This is a genomic window from Pseudarthrobacter sp. (assembly GCF_036675385.1).
In the GTDB taxonomy this organism is placed as follows: domain Bacteria; phylum Actinomycetota; class Actinomycetes; order Actinomycetales; family Micrococcaceae; genus Arthrobacter.
Window position 1 is genome coordinate 1 of record NZ_JAKFFD010000039.1, and the last position, 16786, is coordinate 16786.

Consider the following 16786-nt stretch of genomic DNA (forward strand, 5'->3'; position numbering starts at 1 on the left):
CTCCCGCAAGTACCTGCTGGCCAGCCTGGACCAGTCCCTGGAGCGCATGGGCCTGGATTACGTGGACATCTTCTACAGCCACCGCCCGGACCCGGAAACGCCGATGGAAGAGACCATGGGCGCGCTGGACTACGCAGTCCGCTCGGGCAAGGCGCTGTACGCGGGCATCTCGTCCTACACCCCGGAGCAGACCCTCGAAGCCGCGCGGATCCTGAAGGAACTGGGCACGCCGCTGCTGATCCACCAGCCGAGCTACTCCATGCTGAACCGCTGGACCGAGAACGGCAGCCCCAACCTCTACGAGGCCCTGGAGCAGGTGGGCGCCGGCTGCATCGCCTTCTCGCCGCTGGCCCAGGGAATGCTCACAGGCCGCTACCTCAACGGCGTGCCCGCGGATTCCCGGGCAGCGCAGCACAAGTCACTCGACGAAGCCATGATCACTCCCGAGAACCTGGACCGCGTCCGCGGGCTCCACCGGATCGCCGAGGGCCGGGGCCAGACCCTCGCGCAAATGGCGATCGCCTGGATCCTCCGCGAGCAGGGCAAGGGCTCCTCCGTGACATCCGCACTCGTCGGCGCTTCGAGCGTCCGGCAGCTGGAAGACACTCTGTCCGCCATCAACAACCTGGACTTCACCGCAGACGAGGTCAATGCCATCGACGAGTTCGCCGTCGAGTCGGACATCAACCTGTGGAAGCAGAAGTAACAACGTAACGCTTCAACTGACGGGGGCCGGGAACAATCCCGGCCCCCGCTTGGTTGGGTAAGATGAAAAGGCGCCGAATGGCGCACTGCCAGCGTGCCGCCGTCGTACTTTCCGGTACTGACCGTTCTGGCGGCTGAAGTTGTCTTCAAAGGAGCTCCGTGTCTGCAAATCCGATTCGTGTTGCCATCGTTGGTGTGGGTAACTGCGCCGCCTCGCTCGTCCAGGGCGTGCAGTATTACCGTGACGCCGATCCCCAGGCCACGATCCCGGGTCTGATGCACGTGGAGTTCGGCAAGTACCACGTCAACGATGTCCAGTTTGTTGCCGCTTTTGATGTTGACGGCAAGAAGGTGGGCGTGGACCTCGCCGACGCCATCCTGGCCAGCGAGAACAACACCATCAAGATCGCCGACGTGCCCCCCACCGGCGTGACCGTCCAGCGCGGCCACACCCTCGACGGGCTTGGCAAGTACTACCTCGAGACCATCGAACAGTCCGCCGAAGAGCCCGTTGACATTGTCGCTGCGCTCCGCGAATCCAAGGCCGACGTTATGGTCTGCTACCTCCCGGTTGGTTCCGAGGATGCAGCGCACTTCTACGCGCAGGCTGCCATCGACGCCGGCGTGGCGTTCGTCAACGCCCTCCCCGTGTTCATCGCCGGCACCAAGGAATGGGCCGACAAGTTCACCGCTGCCGGCGTCCCGATCGTGGGGGACGACATCAAGAGCCAGATCGGTGCCACCATCACGCACCGCGTTATGGCCAAGCTCTTCGAAGACCGCGGCGTCACCCTGGACCGCACGTACCAGCTGAACGTCGGCGGCAACATGGACTTCAAGAACATGCTGGAGCGCGACCGCCTCGAGTCCAAGAAGATCTCCAAGACCCAGGCCGTGACCTCCAACGTTGAAGCCGACATTGCACCGCGCAACGTCCACATCGGCCCGTCCGACTACGTCCAGTGGCTCGACGACCGCAAATGGGCCTTCGTCCGCCTCGAGGGCCGCAACTTCGGTGACGCCCCCGTGTCGCTGGAATACAAGCTCGAAGTCTGGGACTCACCCAACTCCGCCGGCGTGATCATCGACGCCATCCGCGCCGCCAAGATCGGCCTGGACCGCGGCATCGGCGGCCCGCTGCTCTCCGCCTCCAGCTACTTCATGAAGTCCCCGCCGGAGCAGTTCAACGACGACCTCGCCCGTGAAAAGGTCGAGGCCTTCATCCGCGGCGACCTCGAGCGCTAAACGCTCTCTCACCTTTGGTGGGTTTTTGCCGGACGCTCTCTCACTTCTTGGTGGGGGAGCGTCCGGCGTTTAAGACGCTCTCTCACGTTTTGGGGCGTTTATGACGGACGCTCTCTTACTACCTTGAGCGCGAAAAACCAGACACGACGGCGGGATCCACCCAGACGGACCGCAGTTCCCTCTTGATCATGCTGACGGCGCGTTCGAATCCGTCGGCCAGATCCTCCTTGCCGAAAAGGAGGACCGTCCAGCCGGCAGCCTCGAAGGCCTTGTCGCGTCGCCTATCGCTGAGCTGCTGCTTGGGCATGAGGTGATGGCCGCCGTCGTACTGGATGGCCACGCGCCGATGGCGGTATCCCAGATCCGCCGACGGCGACAGCGGGTCTGCCTCCCGCAGCGTGAGCTGAAGCTGGGGCTCGGGGACCCCGGCGTCGAGCATTGCCAGCCGGAGCAGGGTCTCCGGGCCGGAATCCGCTCCCACTCGCATGAGTTCCAGGGCATCGCGGGCGCGGACGATTCCCTGGAGGTTTTTGTGCCGATCCGTCAGAATGCGCAATTCCTCAACGGTGGTGAACGGTACGTCGCGGTCTTCAAACGCCAGCCGGGGCAGCCGGATCAACTCGTCACCGAGGCAGACGAGGTCCTTCAACGGCAGCATGCGGGCCATGTCCAGCCACGTACGCGACCGCGTGCTGATGCGGATTCCGTCAACCGATTCGACCTCGTCCTCAGCCGCCGTCACTGTATGCCCAATTACGCCTTTGCGGCGAACGCTCGGCAGGGACCGCGGTTTGCTCAGATGCAGTTCCGTGGTGTCGGAGAGCCACGGCGGAAGGCACGAGGCGCGAAGGCGTGCCGCGGTCACGTGCGATATCCAGGCACCCGGAGTGGCTGCCGAGAGCGCGCGGGCGGCAGCCTCAAGTTCGAAATCCCAATCTGCGGGACGGTACAGTCCGCGGCTGACATGCGCGACATCGGGCTGAAGGAGACGATTCCGAGGGACGCCTTCGGCGGTGGCGTCCGTGAGCGTGAACGGGCCGGATGCCAACGTGGCCGGAAGCGCAGTCTGCGTGTGCATACCGGCATTGTTCCTCAGAGTCGCCGGTGTCCGCAGAAGTTATCCACAGGTGAGAGAGCGTTGCCTGGAAAGGCCCCAAAGGTGCGAGAGGGTTCGTTGGAAGGCCACCAAATGTGAGAGAGCGTCCGGGGTGGGGGAGCGGGATAGGTCAGAAGAGGCCGACCGGGTTGCCGTGCGCGTCGACGTCCATGCGCATCGCAGCGGGCTCCTTGGGTAAGCCGGGCATGGTCATGACGGCACCGGTCAGGGCCACGATGAAGCCGGCGCCGGTCTTCGGAATGAGGTCGCGTACGTGGATGGTGAAGCCCTTGGGTGCGCCCAGCTGCGAGGCGTCGTCGGTGAACGAATACTGCGTCTTCGCCATGCACACGGGCATTCCGCCCCAGCCGTTCTTCTCAATGTCGGCCAGCCTTTTGAGTGCCGGCACCGAGAACTCCACGCCGTCGGCCCCGTAGATCTCCTGCACGATCGTCCGGATCTTGTCCTCCACAGACAGGGTCAGCGGATACAGGTGCCGGAAGTCCGACGGCGCCGCCACCGCGGCGGCCACCTTCGCCGCGAGTTCATCGCCGCCGTCGCCCCCTCCGCCCCGGCCCCAGACGTCGGCGACCGCGGCCTGTACCCCTTCCCGGACGCACCAGGCGAGCAGCCACTCCAGCTCTTCGGGCGTATCTGTGGCGAACTTGTTGATGGCCACCACCGGCGCGATGCCGAACTTCTCGACGTTGTGCACGTGCCGTTTCAGGTTCCCGACGCCGGCGGCCAGCGCCTCGACGTTCGGCTCCTTGAGCTGGTCCTTCGGGACGCCGCCGTGCATCTTGAGCGCCCGGACCGTCGCCACCACCACGACGGCGGACGGTGCCACGTCTGCGATGCGCGCCTTGATGTCCATGTACTTCTCAGCGCCGAGGTCCGCGCCGAAGCCGGCTTCCGTGACCACGATGTCGGCCAGCTGCTGCGCTGTCCGGGTGGCGATGAGGGAGTTGCAGCCGTGCGCGATGTTCGCGAACGGGCCGCCGTGGACCACGGCGGGCGTGCCGGCGATGGACTGGACAAGGTTGGGCTTGAGGGCATCCTTGAGCAGCATGGTCAGCGCGCCCTGGACACCCAGATCCGCCACCGTGACCGGCCGGCGGTCGTAGCTGTAGCCCACAGTGATGCGGCCCACGCGGTCGCGCAGATCGTCCAGGTCCGTGGCCAGGCAGAAGACGGCCATGATCTCGGAGGCCGCTGTGATGTCGAAACTGTCCTGGCGCGGCACGCCCTGCGCCGGTCCACCGAGGCCGATGATCACCTCGCGCAGCGAGCGGTCGTTCATGTCCAGGACGCGCTTGAACGTCATGCGCCGCGGATCGATGTTCAGCTCATTCCCCTGAAAAATGTGGTTGTCCACAAGGGCCATGAGCGCGTTGTTGGCCGAAGTGATCGCGTGGAAGTCACCGGTGAAATGCAGGTTGATCTCGTCCATGGGCAGGACCTGGGAATAGCCGCCGCCCGCCGCCCCGCCCTTCATGCCCAGGATGGGGCCCAAGGACGGTTCGCGCAGCGCGATCATGACCTTGTGGCCCGCCCGTGCCAGCGAATCGGCCAGACCCACCGTGGTGGTGGACTTTCCCTCGCCGGCCGGGGTGGGGGACATGGCCGAGACGAGGACCACTTTCCCTGCCGGCTCCCGAGCAGTCAGCAGTGCTGGATCAACCTTCGCCTTGTACCGCCCGTAGAGTTCCAGCGCGGCGGCGTTGATGCCCGCGGCAGCTGCAATCTCCTCGATGGGCCTCATCGTTGCCTGCCGTGCGATCTCGAGGTCGCTGAGGGTATTCCGTTCAGACATCTTTGTCCTTTGGTTGGGGCCGGGTACTGAAGGCGACGGCGGTTGCCCGCCGCTTACGGTGCCGGGACCGCAGGGGTCAGCCGGCTGGCCACCTGCTGTTCGACGGCGGCGTGGTAGGTCTCCAGCGTGATGGCGGCCGTGCGGTTCCACCCCAGGTTCTCCGCCCGAATGGCCGCGGCCCGCCCCATGTCGGCGCGGGTGTCCGGATCGTCGTACATGGCTTCGAGCGCGTCCGCCCAGTCCGTGGCGTGGTGCCCGTCCACCAGCAGTCCGGTCCGGCCATGGCAGATGGCGCGGGACAGCCCGCCCACCCGGGTGCCCACCACGGGGGTTCCGCAGGCTTGGGCCTCGATGGCCACCAGCCCGAACGATTCACTGTAGGAAGGCATCACCACAACATCCGCCGCACGGAACCAGGACGCCAGGTCAGCCGCGCTGACCGGGGGAAGGTGCGTGACGACGTCGTCCATTCCAGACTCAGCGATCAGGTGCCGGAGGTTGAAGTCCTTGTTGCCGCTGAGGGCACCCAGGATGGTGAGCCGGAGATCGATCTCGGGCCGCCGGGCCCGCAGCAATGCGGCGGCCTTGAGCAGTACCTGCGGGCCCTTCAGCCGCTGGATGCGGCCGGCGAAGACCAGGTGGAATGTCTCAGGCGAAACACCCCGTTCGGCCCGGGAACGCGCGCGGAAGGCGGGAGTGAAGGTGCTGAGGTCCACGCCCGGCGGTGCGACGTCGATCCGGTCGTAATCGGCACCGTAGTGGGACACCAGCTCTCCGGCTTCGGCGGTGGTGTTGGCGATCAGGCGGGCGGCGCCGTCGACGATCCGGTGCTCGCCCTCTTCGCGCCGCCGCGGCTCGGGCTGTTCGCCGGACTCCAGCAGGAGGTTTTTGACCTTGGCCATGGTGTGCATGGTGTGGACCAGCGGCACACCCCAGAGCTCCGAGAGCTCCAGGCCGGCGATCCCGGACACCCAATAGTGCGAATGGATGACGTCGTAGCGGCCGTGCGGCTGGCGCTGGCGGATCTGCTCGATCTCGGCCACCATGTGGTGCAGCAGCCCCGGCAGCTCTTCCTTGGGGATCTTCCGCGGCGGCCCCGCCAGCACGTTGTGGACGCACACGCCGGGGTCCGGATGTTCGACGGCGGCCTGGTTGGCTGACGTGGAGCGCGTGAAGATCTCCACCTCTACGCCGGTCTCGGCGAGCGCGGACGCTAGTTCCCGGATGTAGACGTTCATGCCGCCGGCGTCGCCGGAGCCTGGCTGCTCCATCGGGGAGGTGTGGAGGGAGAGTAACGCGACCCTGCGGATCAATGTCATGGCTTCTCCTTCCCACCGCTGGCGCGGCGTGGGCCCCGCTGTTGCCCACTCGGTAAAACACTACTCCAGCCGCTCCCGGGCGGCCTCCCGGCGCGTGACCGGCTGCTAACGTGGCGCGTGTGAACGCAGCCACAACACCGCACAGGTCCGCGGAATACTCGATCCGCCCCGCCACGGACGCCGACTGGCCCGGCATGTGGGCTGTCCTGGAGCCAGTGATCCGATCCGGCGAGACGTTCACCTGGGACCGGGACACCACGGAGGCCGACGCCCGGTCCCGCTGGTTCAAGGACGCCCCCGGGCAGGCTTTTGTGGCCGTGACGGCCGACGGCAGCGTGATCGGCACCGGCGAGCTGCACCCCAACCAGGGCGGCGGCGGCAGCCACGTGGCCAACGCCGGCTACATGGTCCACAGCGGCCACGCCGGCAAAGGCGTGGCACGGGCCCTCTGCGCCTACTCCCTGGAGGCGGCCCGGGACGCGGGTTTCCGGGCCATGCAGTTCAACGCCGTGGTGGAAAGCAACGTCCGCGCGGTGGCCGCCTGGCAGGGGATGGGCTTCGAAATCCTCGCCACCATTCACGAGGCGTTCAACCACCCGACGCTCGGATACGTGGGCCTGCACGTGATGTACCGGAAGCTCTAGCCGCGCCAAAGCTCCAGCAGCGAAGGGAACGCGTGCTCGTAGCCGGCCATGAGCTGTGCCCCCAGGGCGGGGGAATCCACCAGGGGATGCCGGCCGAAAGCGTCGACGGCGGCCGCCCGGTCTCCGTGCGTCGCTGCCCGGACGGTGAACCGCTCCACGTCCTTGACGCGCTGGAGGAGGGTGAGTTGCTCCGGTCCCGGGGCTGACTGCGGAAGCGGCACCGCGCCGTCGGGCGTTACGGTGCAGGGGACCTCGACGACGGCGTCCGCCGGCAGTCCCGGAATGGCCGGTTCCGGGGTGGTGCTTCCGGGGGCGGTCGCCCCGACAGGACCGGACGGAAGCGTGTTGGGCGTGTTGAGGATGAGCTGGGCGTCCCCGGCCCCCGCCAACGCGCGCATCACCGCCAGGGCGACGCGTTCGTAGCCGCCGCCGGCGAGGTCGTCCTCGTCGCGCTGCTCGCCGTGGGTCCGCGTCTCGGCGAGGTAGCCCTCCTCCCGTGAGCGCCGGGCCGCGTCCCACAGTGTGAAGGCGTCAGCCCGGGCTGAGGCGAGCCGCGGGTACAGCTCGGCCTGCTGGTGGTGGATTGATTCCCCGCGGGTCTCGGCCATGGAGCGCATGGCCGCGACGGCGCCGTCCCGCTGGTAGTAGTAATAGAGGTACTCGTTGGGCAGGGCGCCGAGGTCCTTGAGGAACGGCTGCGGGAAGAGCCTGCCTTCCTCGAAGGTGCCGAGGGCCGCCGGATCTGACAGCAGGCCGGGCAGCAGATCCTGGCCGCCGGACTCCAGCCGGTAGAGCCAGCCCAGGTGGTTCAGCCCGTAGTAGCCCACGCCGTCGAGCCTTCCATCCGGCAGCGGCAGCCCGGCCGCGCGGGCCGCCCGGTGCACCAGCCCGCCCGCGGAATCGCAGATCCCGATGACCCGCCGGCCAAGGACCGGCAGCAGGGCTTCGGTGACCATGCCGGCCGGGTTGGTGAAGTTGATCAGCCAGGCGTCCGGGCAGAACTCCTTCATCTTCCGCGCCAGATGCAGCATCTCGGGGATGGTGCGCAGCGCGTAGGAGATGCCGCCCGCGCCGGTGGTTTCCTGGCCGAGCAGGCCAAGGTCCTGGGCCACGCGTTCGTCCTGGATCCGGCCGGCCGTGCCGCCGGGGCGGATCGCCGCGAACACCAGGTCCGTACCCGCCAGGGCCTCCGGCAGGGACGTCGTGGTGTGGACGGCGGGGGCCTTGGCACCTGCGTACGGGCCGGAGGTGGGGCCGCCGGCAGCGCCGCCGTCGGACTCGGGCATGGCGCGCAGCACCGCCCTGATGGCGCTGAGGCGGGCGGGATCGACGTCGAACAGGACCAGTTCGCTGACCAGCCCCGCAAACGCGCCGGACGCCAGAGCCCGGTACACAAGCGGCACGCGGAATCCGCCGCCGCCGGCAATCATAAGCCGCATAGTCAGCAGTCTAGGGCGCCGCCGGGCGCGCCCCTACCGTGGGGGCGCGGCAGGGCGTAGTCTGCCGGACATGGACGCCATCCCGGACCGCCGCTTCGATCCGCTCTCAACCGTCCGCGCACCGTCCGACGGCGGGTTCGACCTGCTGCTGGCCGGCACGGTTTTCCAGGACATCATCTTCACCGGACTGCCGCACGCGCCCGAGCCGGGCACGGAAATCTGGAGCGAAGGCATGGGCAGCTGCCCCGGCGGCGTCGCGAACCAGGCCATCGCCGCGGCGAGGCTGGGACTGCGCACGGGACTCGCAGCCGCCTTCGGCGACGACGGCTACGGCGACTACAACTGGAAAATCCTGGCCGGGCAGGAACACGTGGACCTGAGCCTGTCGCGCCGCATTCCTGGGTGGCATTCCCCGGTCACCGTCTCGCTCAGCGTCCACAACGACCGTTCCCTGGTGACGCATGGGCACCCGGCCCCCGTGACGTCGTCGGAACTGATCGGTTCGCCGCCGCAGGCGCTCGCCGGCATTGCCGCGTTGGACGCTGAGATCGAGCCGTGGGCGGTGGCCGCGCACCAGGCGGGGGTCAAGCTGTTCGGGGATGTGGGCTGGGATCCCAGCGGGGAATGGGCTCCGGTGCGGCTGGAGAACCTGCAGTACTTCCATGCTTTCCTGCCCAACCAGCGTGAGGCCATGGCGTTCACGGGGAAGGACAATCCGTGGTCCGCGCTGTATGCGCTGGCGGACCGCGTGCCCGTGGCCGTGGTGACGCTCGGTGCGCAGGGTGCCATGGCCGTGGACTCGGAAACCGGGGAGGAAGAGTGGGTGCCGTCGTTGCCGGTGGCCGCCTACGATCCCACCGGGGCCGGCGATTGCTTTGACGCGGCCTTCATCGTGGGCAGCCTGGCCGGCTGGCCGCTGGGCAACCGGCTCCGCTTTGCCAACCTCTGCGCCTCCCTGGCCGTGCAGGAGGTGGGCGGATCGCTGGCGGCGCCTGGCTGGGGAGACATCGCCGACTGGTGGAAGCGGGCCAACTCCCGGCCGGAACGCCAGAGCAGCCAGTGGCTTCGCCGCTTCGGTTTCCTGGAAGACATCATCAGCGACGTCCCGCTGGCAGCGCAGCGCCGGGCCACCGCCACCATCGCGCACCTGTCCGACGCCTGACGCCGTAGCGCCCCGAACAGTGCGCCCGGAACGCGGCGCGATTATCCCGCCCCGAGCGCCCGCACTAGAATCACTAACGTGACTTATCCCGTAACAACCGGTGACTTCAGCGCGGCCTCAGGACCTGTTCCTCTGTACGAGCGGTCCGCCGTCATCGACCTGGACGCCATCCGCCACAACGTGCGGCGGCTGGCAGGCGCGGCCTCACCCGCGAAGGTCATGGCCGTGGTGAAGGCCGACGCCTACGGACACGGCGCGGTGCCGGTGGCCCGGGCCGCCCTCGAAGCCGGCGCATCCTGGCTGGGCGTCGCACATATCTCCGAGGCGCTGGCACTGCGGGCCGCGGGCATCGACGCCCCCCTGCTGGCCTGGCTGCACACGGCGGAAAGCAACTTCGCCGCAGCCGTGGCTGCCGGCGTCGACATCGGCTGCTCCGGATGGGAACTGGACCGGATTGTTGCCGCCGCGCGTGACCAGGAACGTCCCGCACGCATCCACCTGAAAGTGGACACGGGCCTGGGCCGGAACGGCGTAGCGCTCGATGCCTGGGACCAGCTGCTGGGCGAAGCCATGGAGTACCAGGACCAGGGCCTCCTGCGCGTGGTGGGCATCTTCTCCCACCTGTCCGTGGCAGATGAACCCGAACGGCCGGAAACCGACGAACAATTGGCGGCCTTCCGCGAGGTGCTGGCTGTGGCCGAGGACGCCGGTGTGGACGCTGAAGTCCGTCACCTGGCCAACACCCCCGCCACGCTGTCCCGCCCCGATACACACTTTGACCTGGTCCGCGTGGGCCTGGGCATCTACGGTCTCTCGCCCTTCGAAGGCCAGACGTCCGCCGAACTGGGCCTCAGGCCCGCGATGACGCTGCGCACCCTGGTGTCCCAATGCAAGCAGGTCCCCGACGGGCAAGGCGTCTCCTACGGCCTGCGCTACCGCACCAGCGGCCCCAGCACCCTGGCGCTGATCCCGCTGGGCTACGCCGACGGTGTGCCGCGCATTGCCACCGGCGGTCCCGTCCGGGTGGCCGGCCGGACCTACCCCGTGGTGGGCCGGATCGCCATGGACCAGATGGTCATCGACCTCGGCAACATCGGCCCCGCCGGCGCAGACCTCGTCGGCGCCGAGGCGGTGCTGTTCGGCAACGGGGACGACGGCGGTCCCACGGCGGACGACTGGGCGGTCGCCGCCGGCACCAACAACTACGAGATCGTGACCCGGATCAGTCCGCGGGTGCCGCGCCGGTTCATTAACGAAAGTCCCGCCGTCGGCCGTTCTGCCGTTGGCAATCCCGACGCCGGCACTCCCGACGCCGGGCAGGCAGCGCCGTGAGCGTGCTCCCGGCAGAGATGCCCGCCTGGGAGCAGACGCTGAGAGTCACGACGGCGGATGAGACGCACTCGCTCGGTGCCGCTTTAGGGGCGGAGCTGCAGGCCGGGGATCTGTTGGTGCTGACCGGCGAGCTGGGTGCCGGGAAGACCACCTTCACGCAGGGGCTCGGCGAAGGCCTGGGCGTGCGCGCGGGAATCATCTCGCCCACGTTTGTCCTGGTCCGCATCCATCCCAACCTGCCCGACGGCCCGCGGCCCGGTGGCCCGGACCTGGTGCACGTGGACGCGTACCGGCTGGGATCGGCGTCGGAAATTGACGATATTGACCTGGAAAACACGCTGGACTCGTCCGTGACCGTGGTGGAATGGGGGCGCGGCCGGGTGGAGCACCTGAGCGAGAGCCGGCTGGAAGTGGACCTGCACCGGGCGATCGGGCTGGACGCCATAGGCGCCGCGGAACCAATGCCCGGCCACACCGAAATCCTCGACTTCGACACCGAGGACTTTGACGAACCCCGCACCATCGTGCTGCGCGGGTTTGGTCCCCGCTGGAGCACCAAGCCTGTCCTCGGCGGCGTCTTCGAAGGGACACCCTGATGCTTATTCTCGCCATCGACACCTCCGCCGTGGCCAGTGCGGCACTCGTCTCGGACGACGCCCTCGAAGGCGTGGTGGCCAGCTTCTCCACCGAGGACACGCGCAGCCACGCCGAAGTGCTTGCACCCGGCATCGAGGACCTGCTGGCTTCTGCGGGCGTCACCGGCCAGGACATTGACGCGATCGTGACAGGCGTGGGCCCCGGCCCGTTCACCGGCCTGCGCTCGGGGATCGCAACCGCCCGGACACTGGCCTTCGTCTGGGACAAACCGCTGTACGGGCTGATGAGCCTGGACGCCGTGGCATTGGAAGTGGCTGAGTCCACCGACGCCGCGGCCGAATTCCTGGTGGTCACGGATGCCCGGCGCAAAGAGGTCTACTGGGCGCGGTACAGCCTCGCCGACGGCCAGTTGCCGCAGCTCGAGGACGGCCCGCACGTCAGCTTCGCGGCCGACCTGCCGGACCTCCCGGCCTACGGCGCCGGCGCCGGACTCTACAGTGACGTGCTGCGCGCAGACCCGGACTTCAGCAACGAACAGCCGGACGCCCTCTACCTCGGACAGTTCGCCTTGGCCCGGCTGGCAGCCGGCGGGCAGCTGCTCGACTCCACACCCCTGTACCTCCGGGAATCGGATGCCCAGGTCCCCGGCCCACGGAAGCGGGCCCTGTGAGCATGCCGACCAGCGCGGACGGAGTGGTGTTCCGGGACATGACCCTGGAGGACGTGCCCGCCGTGGACGCCCTCGAACAGCGGCTGTTCCCTGCGGACGCGTGGCCGCTGCACATGTTCCTGTCCGAACTGTCCCAGCCGGAAACGCGCCGTTACCTGGTGGCGGAAAGCGGCGGGGAGATAGTGGGCTACGCCGGCCTGATGTGCATCGAGCCCATCGCGGATGTCCAGACCATCGCCGTCGTGCCTGAATTCGAAGGCCGGGGCATCGGCTCTACGCTCCTGACCAGGCTGATCACGGAAGCCGGTCTCCGCGGGGCGGCGGACGTCCTCCTGGAGGTCCGCGCGGACAACCCCCGGGCGCAGCAGCTGTACGTGCGGTTCGGCTTCGAACAGATCCACGTCCGCCGCGGGTACTACCGCGACGGCGTTGACGCCCTCATCATGCGGCTGCAGCTGGCCCCCGAAGGCGCACCAGCCGATGCCGCACCAGCCCACACACCAGCCCCCGATCCCACAACAGAAGCAGGCAAGGCATGAACCGCTCGCAGCCCCTGGTGCTGGGCATCGAATCCTCCTGCGACGAAACCGGCGTCGGCATCGTCCGCGGCACCACGCTGCTCACCAACACTGTGTCCTCCTCGATGGACGAGCACGTCCGCTTCGGCGGCGTGATCCCCGAGATCGCCTCCCGCGCACACCTTGATGCGTTTGTGCCCACCCTGCGCCAGGCCCTGGCCGACGCCGATGTGACGCTGGAGGACGTGGACGCCATCGCCGTCACGTCCGGGCCGGGGCTCGCAGGAGCACTGATGGTGGGGGTCTGCGCCGCGAAGGCCCTCGCCGTGGCCACCGGAAAACCGCTGTATGCCATCAACCACCTGGTGGCGCACGTCGGCGTCGGGCTGCTGGATGGGAAGTCCGACGGCGGAGCTGCCGCCGGCCCTGGTGCCAGCGGCACCGCCGGCCGCACCGCCAGCCTTGCGGTAGGGCTCGGCCACGAAGGCCGTCTCCCCGAGAACCTGGGCGCCCTGCTGGTCTCCGGTGGGCATACCGAAATCCTGAAGATCAACAGCATCACCAGCGACGTCCAGCTCCTCGGCTCCACCATCGACGACGCCGCCGGTGAGGCATACGACAAGGTGGCCCGCATCCTGGGCCTTGGCTACCCGGGCGGCCCGGCCATCGACAGGCTGGCCCGCACCGGCAACGCCAAAGCCATCCGCTTCCCGCGCGGCCTCAGCCAGCCCAAGTACATGGGTACCGCCGAGGAGCCTGGAAAGCACCGCTACGACTGGTCCTTCAGCGGCCTGAAGACGGCAGTAGCGCGGTGCGTCGAGCAGTTCGAGGCCCGCGGCGAAGACGTGCCGGTGGCCGACATCGCCGCAGCTTTCCAGGAAGCAGTGGTGGATGTGATCACGTCCAAGGCCGTCCTGGCCTGCCGGGAGCATGGCATCAAGGACGTGTTGCTGGGCGGGGGCGTGGCGGCCAACTCCAGGCTGCGCGAACTCACCGGCCAGCGTTGTGCGTCCGCCGGAATCAGACTCCACGTGCCGCCGCTTGACCTGTGCACGGACAACGGCGCCATGGTGGCGGCCCTCGGTGCGCAGCTGGTGATGGCCGGGATCGGGCCCAGCGGCATCCGCTTCGCCCCGGATTCCTCGATGCCGGTCACCGAGGTTTCACTCCCCGCCTAACGCGACTGCCGAAAACCAACTTGCTCTACCAGTTGTGGTCCCCAAACCGCCGGTTTAGGGACCACAACTGATAGAGCAACGGGTGGGATTTAGCCCGTCGGCCCGTTCCGCATCTGCTTGACCAGGTCCAGCACCACGGCCTGCAGGTCGCCGCCGTGTTCGGCAGCGACGCGGCGCTGCCGCTGGTACCCGGCGCCGCGGCGGATGATCTTCTCGACGTCGGCCAGTTCGTCGGGGCAGCCGAGCTTCGCGGCCACCGGCTCAAGCCGGTTCAGGGTCTCCAGGAGGTGGTCGGTGACCAGCTGTTCGTTGCCGGCGGCGTCGAGGATGATGATGGCCTCCATGCCGTAGCGGGCGGCACGCCACTTGTTCTCCTGGATGTGCCACGGCGGCATGGTGGGGATGGTGCCGCCGTTGTCCAGGGTGGTGGAGAATTCATCCACCAGGCACTGGGTGAGCGCGGCAATCGCGCCCACCTCCTCCAGGGTGGCCAGGCCGTCGCAGATGCGCATTTCGATGGTGCCGAGGTTGGGAACGGGCCGGATGTCCCAGCGGATCTCGGAGAGGGTGTCGATCACACCGGTGGTGAACATGTCCTGGACGTAGGACTCGTATTCGTCCCAGGACCGGAACTGGAAGGGCAGGCCTGCCGTCGGCAGCTGCTGGAACATCAGGGCCCGGTGCGATGCGTAGCCGGTGTCCTCGCCGCCCCAGAACGGGCTCGACGCGGAGAGCGCCTGGAAATGCGGGAAGTAGTTGACCAGGCCGTCCAGCACGGGGAGTGCCTTTTCGCGCCGGTCCAGGCCCACGTGGACGTGCACGCCGTAGATGACCATCTGCCGGCCCCACCACTGGGTGCGGTCGATCAGCTTGGCATACCGGGCCTTGTCCGTCACGGGCTGCAGCTGCGGCGGGCTGAACGGGTGGCTGCCGGCGCAGAAAACCTCCACGCCCATGGGATCGGTGATTTCGCGCACCGCGGCCAGGGACCGGCTGAGGTCTTCCTTGGCTTCGGCGGCAGTCTCGCAGATGCCGGTGACCAGCTCCACGGTGTTGAGCAGGAGTTCCTGTTTGATGTGCGGGTGTTCGTCGTCTTCGTTGAGTTCGGGGTGCTTGGCAACCACGCCGCTCAGTACTTCGTTGGCCACTGATGCCAGTTCGCCGGTCTGGCCGTCCACCAGGGCCAGCTCCCATTCCACACCAAGAGTTGATTGCTTCGATGAAGCGAAATCAATCTTCATGCGTTCCCCTAACTGTTCAGATATCCCTGGGCACGCGCCGCATTCAAGTCTAATGCAGGGGTAGCATCGTCTTGATGGCCTTGTTCCTTTGGACCCGTGACAGTATTCACAAAACCACCCTCCTCATTGCGGCCGCTGCCGTGGCCGCACTGACTGCCTGCACGGCAGTTCCCGCCACCGCCCCCGAGACCTCCGGCCCTGCGCCCGCCTCAACCCCGGAATCAGAGCGGCCGACGACGGCACCTCCGTCCGCTTCTCCCTCACCTGACCTCGGGCGGCTGCCGCTGGGCTGGGGCCCCGAGCAGCGGGACCAGGATGTCGCCGCGGCCGCCGTGGCGGCGATGTCGGTCGAGGAGAAGGCCGGCCAGCTGCTGATGCCCGTGTACGCCGGCACGGACGCCGAAGCCCAGGCCGCCACCATTGAGCGTCTCCACCTGGCCGGGTCCATCATCATGGGCGACAACATTCCGCTCGACGCGCGCGGTCAGGCGGATCCGGCTGCCATGACTGCTGTCAACGCCCGGCTGGCCAAGGCCGCCAAGGCCGACGGCAGGCCCTGGCCCGGGCTCATCGGCGTGGACCAGGAGGGCGGGATCGTGGCGCGGCTGGGTGCGCCCCTGACCGAATGGCCAACGGCCCTGAGCTACGGGGCCGCCGGCAATGCGCCACTCGCCAAGGACGCCGGCCGCGCCCTGGCCGCGGAGATCGCGTCGCTGGGCTTCACCGTGGACTTCGCCCCCGATGCGGACGTGACCATCGGCCCGGCAGATCCCACCATCGGTGCCCGGTCAATGTCCGGCAACCCGGACGCAGCAGGAGCACTGGCGGTGGCGTTTTCCCAGGGCATGCAGGAGGCCGGCGTCCTGCCCGCCGTCAAGCATTTCCCCGGCCACGGCTCCGTCACCGTTGACTCGCACCAGGACCTCCCGGTGCAGCCCGCGGGCACCGCGGAACTCGAAGCCCGGGACTGGAAGCCGTTCCGGGCGGCCATCGCCGCCGGTATGCCCATGGTCATGACCGGGCACATCGCCGTACCGGCCCTGGAACCCGGCGTCCCGGCGTCGTTGTCCGGCCCCACCTATGCTGCGCTGCGCGGCATGGGCTTCAACGGTGTGGCGGTGACCGATGCCCTCAACATGGGCGCAGTCCAGCAGCAATACCCGGGCGGCACCGCAGCAACGGCGGCGCTCGCCGCGGGCGCGGACCTGCTCCTGATGCCCACGGACGTGGGGCAGGCCCACGCAGCCATCGTTAGCGCTGTCGCGGCCGGAACACTGCCGGCGGCCCGCCTGGACGAAGCAGCTGTCCGCGTTGCCACCATGATGACCTGGCGCGGCCGCGCCACGTCGCCGCCTGCCGGGTCGGCCCCCGCCAGCGCAGCCCCCGGCAGCGGCGCCGACATCTCGGCGCGGGTCTCCGCGGCCGCCGTCACGGTGCTGTCCGGACACTGCGGCGCGCCAATCGTTGAGGGAAGCATCCGGATTGCGGGCGGATCAGCGCAGGACCGGGCGCGGTTTGAGGCTGCCGCAGCGAAGGCAGGGCTCGGCACCGGGGCGGGCCCCCTGGTCAGCCTCATCGGTTACGCCGGTCGGCCGGTTGGGGGCGACATCGCCGTGGCACTGGATGCGCCGTGGCCGCTGCAGGATTCCACTGCCCCGGTGAAGATTGCGCTGTACGGCCGCACGCCTGGCGCTTTTGACGCCCTCGTTGCCGTGCTGGCAGGCAAGGCGACTGCCCCGGGGAAGCTGCCCGCCGCCGTCGGAAGCTATCCGGCAGGCACCGGCTGCCCGTAACTTGGCCCGCAACACATCGCCGAATCGGTCAACG

At 68.4% G+C, this 16786-nt stretch carries 15 protein-coding genes; 10 read left to right on the forward strand and 5 right to left on the reverse strand.

All coding sequences use genetic code 11. The features are described 5' to 3' along the window. On the forward strand, nt 1-706 hold a 706-nt coding region (locus V6M49_RS03830; RefSeq protein WP_332760097.1), incomplete at its 5' end, for an aldo/keto reductase. A gap of 158 nt (nt 707-864) precedes the next feature. Continuing rightward, the gene (locus V6M49_RS03835; RefSeq protein WP_056344223.1) at nt 865-1950 is read left to right on the forward strand and encodes an inositol-3-phosphate synthase; all 1086 of its coding nucleotides are present in this window, start codon (nt 865-867) and stop codon (nt 1948-1950) included. A 118-nt stretch (nt 1951-2068) separates the two neighbouring features. On the opposite strand, the gene V6M49_RS03840 is transcribed toward V6M49_RS03835, so the two are convergent. The 3 genes from V6M49_RS03840 to mshA form a co-directional block, all read right to left on the reverse strand. Further along, nucleotides 2069-3028, reverse strand: coding sequence for a DUF559 domain-containing protein (locus V6M49_RS03840; RefSeq protein WP_332760098.1), 960 nt, complete (start codon nt 3026-3028; stop codon nt 2069-2071). 148 nt (nt 3029-3176) lie between these two features. Beyond that, entirely contained in the window at nt 3177-4859 is a 1683-nt protein-coding gene (locus tag V6M49_RS03845; RefSeq protein ID WP_332760099.1) for a formate--tetrahydrofolate ligase, read from the reverse strand. Nucleotides 4860-4912: 53 nt separating this feature from the next. After that, the gene (gene mshA, locus V6M49_RS03850) at nt 4913-6178 is read right to left on the reverse strand and encodes a D-inositol-3-phosphate glycosyltransferase (RefSeq protein ID WP_332760101.1); all 1266 of its coding nucleotides are present in this window, start codon (nt 6176-6178) and stop codon (nt 4913-4915) included. Between the two features lie 119 nt (nt 6179-6297). On the opposite strand from mshA, the gene V6M49_RS03855 reads away from it, so the two are divergent. Further along, nucleotides 6298-6822 (forward strand): GNAT family N-acetyltransferase, encoded by a 525-nt coding sequence (locus V6M49_RS03855; RefSeq protein WP_332760103.1) that lies wholly within the window; start codon nt 6298-6300, stop codon nt 6820-6822. Here V6M49_RS03855 and V6M49_RS03860 read toward each other — a convergent pair. Further along, nucleotides 6819-8261, reverse strand: coding sequence for a family 4 glycosyl hydrolase (locus V6M49_RS03860; protein ID WP_332760105.1), 1443 nt, complete (start codon nt 8259-8261; stop codon nt 6819-6821). The genes V6M49_RS03855 and V6M49_RS03860 overlap by 4 nt on opposite strands. A gap of 70 nt (nt 8262-8331) precedes the next feature. Between V6M49_RS03860 and V6M49_RS03865 the strand changes: the two genes are divergently transcribed. The 6 genes from V6M49_RS03865 (at nt 8332) to tsaD (ending at nt 13718) form a co-directional block, all read left to right on the forward strand. Further along, the gene (locus V6M49_RS03865) at nt 8332-9423 is read left to right on the forward strand and encodes a carbohydrate kinase family protein (RefSeq protein ID WP_141141176.1); all 1092 of its coding nucleotides are present in this window, start codon (nt 8332-8334) and stop codon (nt 9421-9423) included. 78 nt (nt 9424-9501) lie between these two features. After that, a complete protein-coding gene (alr, locus tag V6M49_RS03870; RefSeq protein WP_332760107.1) occupies nt 9502-10755 on the forward strand; it encodes an alanine racemase in 1254 nt (417 codons plus the stop codon). Nucleotides 10756-10772: 17 nt separating this feature from the next. Further along, a complete protein-coding gene (gene tsaE, locus V6M49_RS03875; RefSeq protein WP_332760126.1) occupies nt 10773-11351 on the forward strand; it encodes a tRNA (adenosine(37)-N6)-threonylcarbamoyltransferase complex ATPase subunit type 1 TsaE in 579 nt (192 codons plus the stop codon). Next, nucleotides 11351-12022 (forward strand): tRNA (adenosine(37)-N6)-threonylcarbamoyltransferase complex dimerization subunit type 1 TsaB, encoded by a 672-nt coding sequence (gene tsaB / locus V6M49_RS03880; RefSeq protein WP_104062580.1) that lies wholly within the window; start codon nt 11351-11353, stop codon nt 12020-12022. The genes tsaE and tsaB overlap by 1 nt, the downstream gene beginning before the upstream one ends. Before the next feature lie 2 nt (nt 12023-12024). Continuing rightward, nucleotides 12025-12561, forward strand: a complete 537-nt coding sequence (gene rimI / locus V6M49_RS03885; protein ID WP_332760127.1) for a ribosomal protein S18-alanine N-acetyltransferase — start codon at nt 12025-12027, stop codon at nt 12559-12561. Then, the gene (tsaD, locus tag V6M49_RS03890; RefSeq protein ID WP_332760110.1) at nt 12558-13718 is read left to right on the forward strand and encodes a tRNA (adenosine(37)-N6)-threonylcarbamoyltransferase complex transferase subunit TsaD; all 1161 of its coding nucleotides are present in this window, start codon (nt 12558-12560) and stop codon (nt 13716-13718) included. The genes rimI and tsaD overlap by 4 nt, the downstream gene beginning before the upstream one ends. A gap of 89 nt (nt 13719-13807) precedes the next feature. Here the strand turns inward: tsaD and V6M49_RS03895 are convergent, their stop codons facing one another. Continuing rightward, nucleotides 13808-14959, reverse strand: coding sequence for a glutamate--cysteine ligase (locus tag V6M49_RS03895; RefSeq protein WP_141141172.1), 1152 nt, complete (start codon nt 14957-14959; stop codon nt 13808-13810). Nucleotides 14960-15300: 341 nt separating this feature from the next. Here V6M49_RS03895 and V6M49_RS03900 point away from each other — a divergent pair, with 341 nt between their 5' ends. Then, nucleotides 15301-16752, forward strand: a complete 1452-nt coding sequence (locus tag V6M49_RS03900; RefSeq protein WP_332760128.1) for a glycoside hydrolase family 3 N-terminal domain-containing protein — start codon at nt 15301-15303, stop codon at nt 16750-16752. Nucleotides 16753-16786: the final 34 nt, after the last annotated feature.

Coding starts and splice junctions, on each gene's coding strand:
- V6M49_RS03840 (WP_332760098.1), bottom strand. CDS start 3,028: ATGCACACGCAGACTGCGCTTCCGGCCACGTTGGCATCCGGCCCGTTC.
- mshA (WP_332760101.1), bottom strand. CDS start 6,178: ATGACATTGATCCGCAGGGTCGCGTTACTCTCCCTCCACACCTCCCCG.
- tsaB (WP_104062580.1), top strand. CDS start 11,351: ATGCTTATTCTCGCCATCGACACCTCCGCCGTGGCCAGTGCGGCACTC.
- rimI (WP_332760127.1), top strand. CDS start 12,025: ATGCCGACCAGCGCGGACGGAGTGGTGTTCCGGGACATGACCCTGGAG.
- V6M49_RS03865 (WP_141141176.1), top strand. CDS start 8,332: ATGGACGCCATCCCGGACCGCCGCTTCGATCCGCTCTCAACCGTCCGC.
- V6M49_RS03900 (WP_332760128.1), top strand. CDS start 15,301: ATGTCGGTCGAGGAGAAGGCCGGCCAGCTGCTGATGCCCGTGTACGCC.
- V6M49_RS03845 (WP_332760099.1), bottom strand. CDS start 4,859: ATGTCTGAACGGAATACCCTCAGCGACCTCGAGATCGCACGGCAGGCA.
- tsaD (WP_332760110.1), top strand. CDS start 12,558: ATGAACCGCTCGCAGCCCCTGGTGCTGGGCATCGAATCCTCCTGCGAC.
- V6M49_RS03895 (WP_141141172.1), bottom strand. CDS start 14,959: ATGAAGATTGATTTCGCTTCATCGAAGCAATCAACTCTTGGTGTGGAA.
- tsaE (WP_332760126.1), top strand. CDS start 10,773: ATGCCCGCCTGGGAGCAGACGCTGAGAGTCACGACGGCGGATGAGACG.
- V6M49_RS03860 (WP_332760105.1), bottom strand. CDS start 8,261: ATGCGGCTTATGATTGCCGGCGGCGGCGGATTCCGCGTGCCGCTTGTG.